The 9,813-nt window shown below is 58.7% G+C and carries 8 protein-coding genes; 5 read left to right on the top strand and 3 right to left on the bottom strand.

Translation table 11 applies throughout. The annotated features are described in order from the left end of the window. The first annotated feature begins 91 nt into the window (after positions 1-91). The gene (locus J2W46_RS34200) at positions 92-1,501 is read left to right on the top strand and encodes an IS1182 family transposase (protein WP_310360423.1); all 1,410 of its coding nucleotides are present in this window, start codon (positions 92-94) and stop codon (positions 1,499-1,501) included. 352 nt (positions 1,502-1,853) lie between these two features. Here the strand turns inward: J2W46_RS34200 and J2W46_RS34195 are convergent, their stop codons facing one another. From J2W46_RS34195 to J2W46_RS34185, 3 genes are all read right to left on the bottom strand, one after another. Then, positions 1,854-3,152: an MFS transporter gene (locus tag J2W46_RS34195; RefSeq protein ID WP_310360420.1), complete on the bottom strand. Its 1,299-nt coding sequence runs from the start codon at positions 3,150-3,152 to the stop codon at positions 1,854-1,856. 70 nt (positions 3,153-3,222) lie between these two features. Further along, on the bottom strand, positions 3,223-3,993 hold the full coding sequence (locus J2W46_RS34190) for an enoyl-CoA hydratase/isomerase family protein (protein ID WP_310360418.1): 771 nt from the start codon (positions 3,991-3,993) through the stop codon (positions 3,223-3,225). Between the two features lie 50 nt (positions 3,994-4,043). Beyond that, positions 4,044-5,552, bottom strand: a complete 1,509-nt coding sequence (locus tag J2W46_RS34185) for an acyl CoA:acetate/3-ketoacid CoA transferase (RefSeq protein ID WP_310360415.1) — start codon at positions 5,550-5,552, stop codon at positions 4,044-4,046. Positions 5,553-5,761: 209 nt separating this feature from the next. Between J2W46_RS34185 and J2W46_RS34180 the strand changes: the two genes are divergently transcribed. The 4 genes from J2W46_RS34180 to J2W46_RS34165 all read left to right on the top strand — a co-directional run bounded on the left by J2W46_RS34180 (position 5,762) and on the right by J2W46_RS34165 (position 9,508). Beyond that, on the top strand, positions 5,762-6,442 hold the full coding sequence (locus tag J2W46_RS34180; protein ID WP_310360412.1) for a TetR/AcrR family transcriptional regulator: 681 nt from the start codon (positions 5,762-5,764) through the stop codon (positions 6,440-6,442). Between the two features lie 201 nt (positions 6,443-6,643). Further along, a complete protein-coding gene (locus tag J2W46_RS34175; protein ID WP_310360409.1) occupies positions 6,644-7,414 on the top strand; it encodes a 3-ketoacyl-ACP reductase in 771 nt (256 codons plus the stop codon). Between the two features lie 16 nt (positions 7,415-7,430). Then, on the top strand, positions 7,431-8,594 hold the full coding sequence (locus J2W46_RS34170) for a dihydrodipicolinate synthase family protein (RefSeq protein ID WP_310360406.1): 1,164 nt from the start codon (positions 7,431-7,433) through the stop codon (positions 8,592-8,594). Between the two features lie 68 nt (positions 8,595-8,662). Then, positions 8,663-9,508, top strand: a complete 846-nt coding sequence (locus J2W46_RS34165; RefSeq protein ID WP_310360404.1) for a sugar phosphate isomerase/epimerase family protein — start codon at positions 8,663-8,665, stop codon at positions 9,506-9,508. Positions 9,509-9,813 lie beyond the last annotated feature (305 nt).

Raw genomic sequence — 9,813 nt, 5'->3', positions numbered from 1 at the left:
CGTGGATTTTCCTCCCGAACACATTCGCGCTGTTGGCCTGTAACCAGCCACATCTCCTGATCCTGTTTTCTGGGTGGGACGCGTTCATTTCATTCAACTGGGCAGTGGACAGGACAAACTCTTCTACTCGTTCAACCTTGATAGTCACGTCCCTCGCGAACACCTGTTGAGAGGCATTGATCACTTCCTCGACCTTCGCGATCTGCGCCAGCATCTCGCGCCGTTCTACGGTCCAATGGGACGGCCGTCGATTGATCCGGAGCTTATGATCCGCATGTTGATTGTGAGCTACTGCTTCGGCATCCGCTCCGAACGCAGGTTATGCGAGGAGGTCCATTTGAACCTTGCATATCGGTGGTTCTGTCGACTGGGTCTGGAGGACGTCGTACCCGAACACTCGACCTTCTCCAAGAACCGCCACGGTCGCTTCCGCGATAGCGATGTGTTACGCCATGTGTTCGAGTCGGTGCTGGGTCGCTGCATGTCCGAGGGGCTCGTAAAGGGTGAAGGTTTCGCGATTGACGCAAGCATCATCAGGGCCGATGCAAGCCCTGCACGCGGTGTCCCAGGTACTGCGTCCATCAACTGGGGTTGCGTCAAGGACCAAAGCCGCGCAGTACGGGAATATCTAAAGTTATTAGAGGAAGCGAATCCGGCCGGCGCAGACGCGGTCGAGCAGGCAGAGACATCGGCACCTCCAAAGAGAATATCTCTGACCGATCCCGCTGCGAGCTGGACAGCCGCCAAGGGTAGTCCGGCGTTCTTCGCCTACTCGACCAATTATCTGATTGACCTGCAGGCAGGGATCATCGTTGACGTCGAGGCGACGCCCGCGAACCGCTCGCACGAAGTGGAGTCAACCAGGACGATGATTGACCGCGTTGAGCGGCGGCACGATCTCAAGCCCCGACGTCTTGCAGGCGACACCGCGTATGGCTCGGCAGCGATGCTTGCCTGGATGATCGACGAGAAGGAAATTGCACCACATGTTCCGGTCTGGGACAAAACGACGCGCAAGGACAACACATTGTCCAGCAGCGAGTTCCAATGGGATGAACTGGCCAATGAATATCGCTGTCCCACCGGTCACACACTACGCAGTGATCGGCGCAACTTCAGAAACCCGCGCTCGCGCGTCACGAAGGCTGGCACGATCATCTATCGGGCAAGCCAGTTCGACTGCGAAAGCTGTTCGATGAAGGATCGCTGCTGTCCGAATACACCATTCCGCAAGATCGCCCGCAGCATCCATGAAGCCGCGCGTGACGAAACGAGGCATATTGCGAAACCGCCTGAATACAAGCGATCTTGCCGTGATCGAAAGAAGGTGGAAATGCTCTTTGCCCATCTCAAGCGCATTCTGAAGTTGGACCGTCTGCGCCTGCGGGGTCCAAGCGGCGCTCATGATGAATTCCTGATGGCGGCGACTGCGCAAAACCTGCGAAGAATGGCCAAGCGTTTCATGTCAGGAAGCAAGCAGATGAACCAGGCAGTGGCATGACGAGAAACGAGGATCGTTGCCTCGCACAGGTTCGCCGCTTCGCCGATCGCCACGACTCGAAAACATGCCGCCAACTTCGGCGTCTCCGACAAAAACAAGACTTTTTCAACACAATCAATGGTCGAACGGTCGCTCGCGAGAACCACCGGCAGGCATCCGGAGAGCCGCCGCTCCGCAGATCGCTTGGGTTTCTCCGAGGCGCGACGCTCAGCGGCCTCACTCATTGCCGCCAAGGCGCCGAGGATCGACTAAGGTATCCAGTCGCTTCATCACAACGCAGGCGTGCCTGGCCGCCGCGGCGCCTCTCGAAGCTCGGGGAGCATCCGAGAGGCGCGTCTCGAGAGGCTGACTTTCAACTGTGAGCGGTCGGCGCGAGTTGCGCGTTGTCGACGGGCTCGCTCGACGAGCGGATCACGCGCATTACGATCCACGCCAAAAGATAGGCCGAGCCGCAGACGACGAACAGCACGTTGTAGCCCGCATTGATGTGTCCGAGCATCCTGAAATGATCGAGCACTGCGCCAACGACCAGCGGGAACAGCGTCGCGCCCAACGCACCGGCCAAGCCACCAATTCCCACAACGGAACCGACTGCTGCCTTCGGAAACATGTCAGATGCGGTCGTGAAGAGGTTTGCCGACCATGCCTGGTGCGACGCTGCTGCCAAACTCAACAGACCAACCATCGCCCACATGTTGTCGATGAACGGCGAGAGTGCGATCGGCATCACCAGGAACGCAAAAATCAGCATGGTGGTTTGTCGCGCCTTCGTCACGGACCAACCGCGCTGAATCAGCATGGACGAGATGAAACCGCCGCCAATGCTACCGATCGAAGTCGCGACATACACGATCACCAGCGGAAGGCCGAGGTTCTTCAGGTCGAGGTGGAAACGCGAGTTGAAATACGACGGTAGCCAGAAGAGCATGAACCACCAGATGGGGTCGGTCAGCAGCTTACCGGCGAAGAAGGCCCACGTCGGACGCAGCTTGAGCAACGTGAACCAACTGACCTTTTGAGTCGCCGCAACAGGAGCCGAATCCTCGCTAATGAAGGTGCGTTCGGCCTCATTGATCTTCGCGTGCTTTGCCGGCACCTGATACATGAAGTACCAGAAGGCCAGCCAGACAAAGCCCGTCATTCCAGTGATAAAGAATGCAGCCTGCCAGCCATACGTTGCGGCTAGCCATGGCACGGTGGCCGGTGCTGCCACCGCACCAATACTGGTGCCGGAAGTCAGGATACCCACCGCAAGCGCTTGCTCTTTGCGCGGGAACCACTCCGACACACTCTTCACCGCGCAGGGGAAGCTGCCAGATTCTGAGACGCCAAGCACGGCACGCATGACGCCAAAGCCCATTGTGCTGCGCACGAGCGCATGACCGCACGCAGCGATGCTCCACACCAGAACGCACATGCCGTAACCGATCTTGACGCCAAACTTATCGACCATCTTGCCAGACAGCACCATGCCGATCGCATAGCAAGCCGTGAACACCATGACGATGTAGCTGTATTGCGTTTCGGTCCAGTTGAATGTGACGGCAAGCTCGGGCTTGAGCAGACCCAGCACCTGACGGTCCAGGTAATTAATCGTAGTTGCGAAGAAAAGCAGCGCGCAGATGCGCCACCGAATAGCTGTACGGTCCATGAGCGACTCCTGTCTCCTGAGGTGCTTGATCCGCTAATGCGGCTTGCTTGACTGGTGGTGGATTTGAGACTTAACGGAAAGATGCATGGCGTTTTTCGCGGAATGCCGCCACGCCTTCGATTGCATCGGGCGCCGCCTTGCATACCGATGCGGCGAGTTCGTGAGCGTATTCGTGCTGCCCCGTCTCCATCATGCGAACGAGCCGTTTGCCGACCGACAGAGACGTCCTTGATCGTTTGATGAGCGTCTCGCAGACGGCATCGACGCGGCTGCTTAGCTGATCAGCTTCGACGGCTTCGTTGATCACGCCCCATGCGGCAGCGGTATCGGCGGAGATGGATTCACCGAGAAGGATCAACTCGCGCGTGCGGGTTGCGCCGACAAGCTCGGAAAGCCGCGAGCAGCCCATCCATCCGGGGATGGCGCCCACTGACGCTTCGGGAAAACCAACCTTGGCCTGTGTGTTTGCGTAGCGCAGGTCGCAAGTCAGTGCAAGTTCAAAACCGCCACCGAGCGCGCTGGCAGAAAGGACGGCGACCGTCGGTTTGTCGAGTTCCGCGATTCGACGGAACACACGGTTGCCTTCCCGAATGAAACGGGTGCCCATCCTCTGCGGATCAGTGTCGCCCCACTCGTTGATATCTGCCCCGCTGCAAAAGAACCGCGGACTGGCGGTTTCAATCTTCAGCACGCGTATTTCATCGTTGCGCTCGACGTCTATCACGGCGCGGTCGATGTCATCCAGCATTTGCAAGGTCAGGGCGTTATGGCGCGAAACGCGGTTCAGCGTAATAGTGGCGATGCTACCTCTAGCTTCATAGAGAATGTCCGTGTCAGACATGCAGAACCTCTTCTTCCTGAGAATCGAATGTGAGCGGCGGTTGATCGGCGTTAGTGAACGGGCGCGTTCTCGAGCAGGCGCTCATCGATAAGCGGCGTGAATTCCATGCGCGAAAGCACGTCGCGGTGCATGTCGAGGCCCTTGGCCACTTCGACGAGGCGCACGCCGAGCGCATCAAGCCGGAACACCGCACGCTCGGTGATGTAGAGAACTTCCTTGCCGTCCAGACGCGCCTGCACGCCACTGAACGTCACGTGTCGCACTTTTTTCACGGCCTTCGGTACCGATCCCGGCGAGAGAATTTCGAGCGCCTCACCTTTACACTCCACGCGCAAACCCTTGGCCTCGAACGCGCCACAGAAAACGAGCTTTTTCGCGCCCTGAGCGATGTCCATGAATCCGCCAGGACCGACGACCGTCGAACCGAGCTTCGAAACGTTCACATTGCCCTCTTCGTCAAACTCGCCCATTCCGAGGAAAGTCACGTCGATACCACCGCCGCTATACCAATCGAACTGATCGACGCTCGGCATGATGGCGTCGGCGTTACGCGCCGTACCAAACATCGGGCCATCAAGCATTGCGCCGCGGTGGACACCCTGCTCAACGGAGCCCCAGTACTCGTCTCCGCGACCTTGAGACGCCAGAACCGCCGGGATTGCGCCCGGGAAACCGAAGCCAAAATTCACGGACTGATCGGAGCCCAGCTCCTGCGCAGCACGCTTGGCCACGATGAGGCGCAGGCCCTCGGGCATCTCAATCTCAGGCGTCTCGCCAAGCTTTTCGCCGCTCAACGTTGCGTCGTATTCGCTGATCTGGCACTGACGTTGAGCCGGGGTTTCGACGGTGAAGTCGACCATGACGCCGGGCACCCGGACCAGACGGGCGGGCACGTGGGAGCGCGGTCGCGATTTGACCTGCGCGATGACTTTGCCGCCGCTGTTGTGCGCGGCCAGGACGACAGCGTAAATATCCAGGTCTGCCGGTTCGTGACGCGTCGAAAGATTGCCCCTGTCATCAGCGCTCGACGCCATGACTATCGAGAAGTCGATCTTGACGGGCTTGTAGCGGAGATATTCCTTACCGTCGATCTCGATCAGTTCCACCAGATCTTCGGTCGTCGCCGCATTCAGTTTGCCGCCTTCCAGACGCGGGTCCACGAAGGTTCTCAGACCAACACGCGTGATCACGCCCGGCCGACCCGCGCCGATCTCCCGAAACAGAGTCGCAATCACGCCACCGGGAAAACTGTAGCCTTCGATCTCGCCGTCATGAGCCAGCTTCTGCATCGCTGAGGACCACACCCAGTGGCCGCCGATCACGCGTTTAACCAAGCCAGCGTGGGCTAGTCGTCCGAGGCCACTGCCTTGACCGTCACCGACGCCGAGGGCGTGAACTACCGTCAGATTTCGCGGATGACCGGTTTCAAGAAATCGCGCTTCAATCGCCGCAAGGATGGCGTCCGGCTCAAGCAGACCGCCGCCTGAGCCGGTGATCGCGATGGTTGCGCCGTCAAAGATCGAAGCCGCAACTGCCTTTGCATTGGTCCACTTGTTCAACTCGCCTCCTGTGCCAATCTGTCAAATGTCTAGTACCGAACTGTATCGTTACTTGTGACGCATGGTAGAACGGGGGAAAGCGACGTTCAAGGGAGAAAGACCCGAAATCGGGTTTACGATAAGGAGGGCGTGGAAAGCCGCCCGCTCATCGTGATTGCAATATGCAGGCGTTGTCAGTTACCGTTTAACTTTGGATTTGACCCATAGAAATGCAGACCACAGTCGAACCGAGCGAAGAGGCGCGCGTCGCCGAAAAGCCCGCGCGTCCCAAGCGGCTGCGCGATCCGATTCAGACGCAGGCCAAGATCCTCGCGGCGGCCAAGGCAGAGTTCGCTAAGGTGGGCTTGGGCGGCGCCCGCATCGAGACGATCGCCGAGAAAGCCGGCGTCAATAAGCGGATGATCTATGAATACTTCAAGGGAAAGGAAGAACTCTTCCAGACAGTCCTCGAAGAGATGTGGACTGATATTCGGACCGAGGAAAGGGAGCTTGGCCTGGACCATCTTCCGCCGGTTGAGGCAATCCGGGCGTACGTGACCTTTACCTGGAACTACTATCTGAAGAACCCCGAGTTCATGTCCCTGGTGAACAGCGAAAATCTGCACCGGGCTCGGCATATCAAGAAATCCAGACGGTTCGGCGAATTGCATCGAGGCTTCGTCAACATGCTGCAGCAGATTCTTGATCGCGGCGTCGCGTCCGGCGAGTTTAAAGCCGGCATCGATGCAAGCCAGTTGCACCTGACCATCGCCGCACTGGGCTACTACTACCTGACGAACCGCTTCACCGGCGAGGTCATCTTCGGCTTCGACTTCGTCTCCAAGGACGCCCTCCAGAAACGCCTCGACTTCAACCTCGAGACGATTTTCAGCCTTTTGCGCCCGCGTTAATCGCGGCGACTGCCTCCTCGCTTTCCCCCTCGCCTCCCCCTTCGGCTTCAACGCGCACAGGGGTTTTCCTGATTTGTTAGGGAAAACCCTTTTTTGACAGGGCCCTTCTGAGAGTATTAAATAACGAACCATATCGTTACTTATGAATTTCTCTGCACTTCATAAGAGGACATGTCAAACAACGCCATGCAGGAGATGAACATGGAGCAACGCCAGGTCGCACTGGTTACGGGCGCTCGCCGCGGCATCGGTCGCGCAATCGCGCTCGAGCTTGCCAACGCGGGATTCGACGTCGCTATCACCGACGTCGAAACATCAGAGGAGTTGGTCGTCACGCGTGCCGACATCAAACGCATCGGTGTGAAGTGCGTGGCGTTGACATCGAATCTCGCCGACATTGCGCACCACGACGCGCTGTTTGAGGCAGTCGAAGAGGCGCTCGCTCCGGTCACCTGTCTGGTCAATAACGCTGGCGTGTCCGTCATGTCACGCGGGGATCTTCTGGACGTCACACCCAAAAGCTATGACCGCTGCTTGAACGTCAACACGCGAGGCACGTTCTTCCTGATGCAAGCGTTTGGACGGCGTGTCGCTCAAGCGCCGCATTCGGCCGTCAATCGCTCGATCATCACGATCTCCTCATCGAACGCCGTCGCGGCGTCGCCTCAGCGCAGTGAGTACTGCGTCTCGAAGGCGGGTCTGTCGATGGCCACCACTTTGTTCAGTTTGCGGCTCGCTGAATTAGGAGTCAGCGTATTCGAAGTGCAGCCGGGCCTGATCGAAACTGAAATGACTGCGCCGTCGAAGGCGCGCTACGACGCGCTCATGGAGAACGGGTTGACCGCCATCAAACGATGGGGAACACCCAATGAAGTTGCACTCACCGTCCGTACGCTGGCAACGGGTGGCCTACCGTTCAGCGTTGGTCAAGCGATCCGCGTCGATGGCGGTCTTCTTGTTTCTAAATACTGATTTCGAGATTCAAGCCATGCAAATCAAGCTCCCTACCTCGGACGGCGCACTCGTTGACTACCGTCTGACCGGAACCCCGCTGCAAGTCGTCAAGCCTGCGGCACTGTTTAACCGCATCGCCTATTCGGCGGCGCACGTGGTCGCCGATCCGCTGCGTAGCGGCGAACTCGGCCAGCCATGCGCGATCGACTGGGACCGTACCATCGAATATCGCCGTTATCTCCTTGAGCAAGGCTTGGGGATCGCGGAGGCGATGGATACCGCGCAACGCGGCATGGGCCTGTCGTGGGACTCGGCGAAAGAGCTGATCGTCCGCACGTTGAATGAAACACGCGACATTCCTGGCGCGCTGATCGCTTCGGGTTGCGGCACGGATCACTTGCCGGTCAATGACGCGCGCTCGTGCGACGATGTTATCAAAGCCTACCTGACGCAAATCGAGACCGTTCAACGCGCGGGCGGTCAGATCATTCTGATGGCGAGCCGCGCCCTCGCGCGCGTGGCCAGGGATGCGAATGACTACATTCGTGTCTATCGGGAAGTCCTGTCGGCGTGCGATAAGCCGGTCATTCTCCACTGGCTCGGCGAGGCGTTCGATCCCGAGCTGGCCGGTTACTGGGGCCACGCCGACTTCGAAAACGCGGCTAAGGCCTGCCTCGAAGTCATCGCCGCGAACGAGGTTAAGGTCGGCGGCATCAAGATTTCGCTGCTGGATGATGCGAAGGAAATTGACTTCCGCCGTCGCCTTCCTCAGTCGGTGAAGATGTATACCGGCGACGACTTCAACTATCCGGTTCTCATTGCTGGCGACGAGTTCGGCTACTCGCACGCGCTGCTCGGCATTTTCGATGCAATCGCGCCTGCAGCGTCTCAGGCGCTCGCCGCGCTAGCCGCAAACGATCTGGCTCGCTACGACGAGTTGCTGGCGCCAACGGTACCGCTGTCGCGTCATGTCTTTCGCGCCCCGACACAGTATTACAAGACCGGGGTCGTGTTCCTCGCCTACCTGAACGGTTTCCAGCCGCACTTCTTCATGTTGGGCGGACATCACGGCATGAGGCCGCCTGCGTATTTGGCCGAAGTCTTCCGGCTCGCCGATCAGGCGAACCTGCTCAAAGATCCAGAGTTGGCCATCAACCGTATGCGAGCGGTCATGACCACGCTCGGATGCGCGGAATAGATGCAGAAGCCACCTCTTTGGCGGCTCTCTTTTAGATCACCTCCCTCAACGAAGGCTGGACTGGCAACATGGATTCTCTGCACCTTACCCGTTGCTCCATCAACACCGCCACACTCGGACATCGCGACCAGATCGACGTGACAATCGATCGAATCGCCAGGGCTGGGTTTGGTGGATTGGCCCCTTGGCGTCATGAAGTCGAAGCCGCCGACGTCAGCAAGATCGCGAGGCAAATTCGTGCGCTCGAACTGAAGGTCACTGGATACTGTCGGTCAACGTATTTCCCCGCCCCGACACAAGCGCAAAGGCAAGCGAACATTCAGTCAAACGTTCGGGCGCTCAACGACGCGGCGGAACTGGGTGCAAAGTGTTTCGTGATGGTCGTGGGTGGTCTGCCTCAAGGTAACCGCGACCTGTCAGCCGCGCGCATGCAGGTCCAGGACGGCATCGGCGCTTTGCTGGAAGAAGCTCGCAAGCTCGCCGTTCCATTAGCCATTGAGCCACTCCATCCGATGTATGCGGGCGAAAGATCGGTGGTTAACACGATCGATCAGGCGCACGCCATCGCGCGCGAGCTTGATCCGCATAACGATGGTTTCCTCGGTGTCGCGGTTGACGTCTACCACTGCTGGTGGGACCCGCAGTTGGATGGTGCGCTTACCTCGATCGGCAATCACCATCGCATTCTCGCTTATCACGTTTCCGATTGGCTGGTTCCGACGACCGATATGTTGCTCGATCGCGGCATGATGGGAGACGGCGTGATCGACCTTGCCGGCTTCCGGCAGAGCGTCGAGAATGCGGGCTATAGCGGTATGGTTGAAGTCGAAATTTTCTCGCGCGACAACTGGTGGAAACTGCCACCCGACCTCGTCTTGCAGACCTGCGCGGAGCGATTGCAATCAGTCTGCTGAGGGTCGAGCCAGCAACATGTCAGGTCTCACGAATGCGCACCGCGGGCTTTTGAAATGAGCTTGCGGCCAGCCCAGGGACGGCCGGAATGGCTCTTGCCAGGATGAGACCGGGCATTTCAACGTCCGCTGTTATCACTGGCGAACGTCTCAAACTGGCCGAGGCCGTGTAAAAACGTGCAGAACGCCCGGTTGGTGAAGTCCTGTCGGGAGCACGATTGCGTTGGACCGAGACGCAAGCGGATGACGTGATCGAGCTTTGCTCAATGAACAACGTTGGCGCGCGAGTTCACGCGCCTGCCAGCTTC

It is taken from the genome of Paraburkholderia strydomiana (genome assembly GCF_031456815.1).
Lineage (GTDB): Bacteria > Pseudomonadota > Gammaproteobacteria > Burkholderiales > Burkholderiaceae > Paraburkholderia > Paraburkholderia caledonica.
The sequence above is the reverse complement of the archived record's forward strand: the minus strand, read 5'-3'. Positions and strand labels throughout refer to the sequence as shown.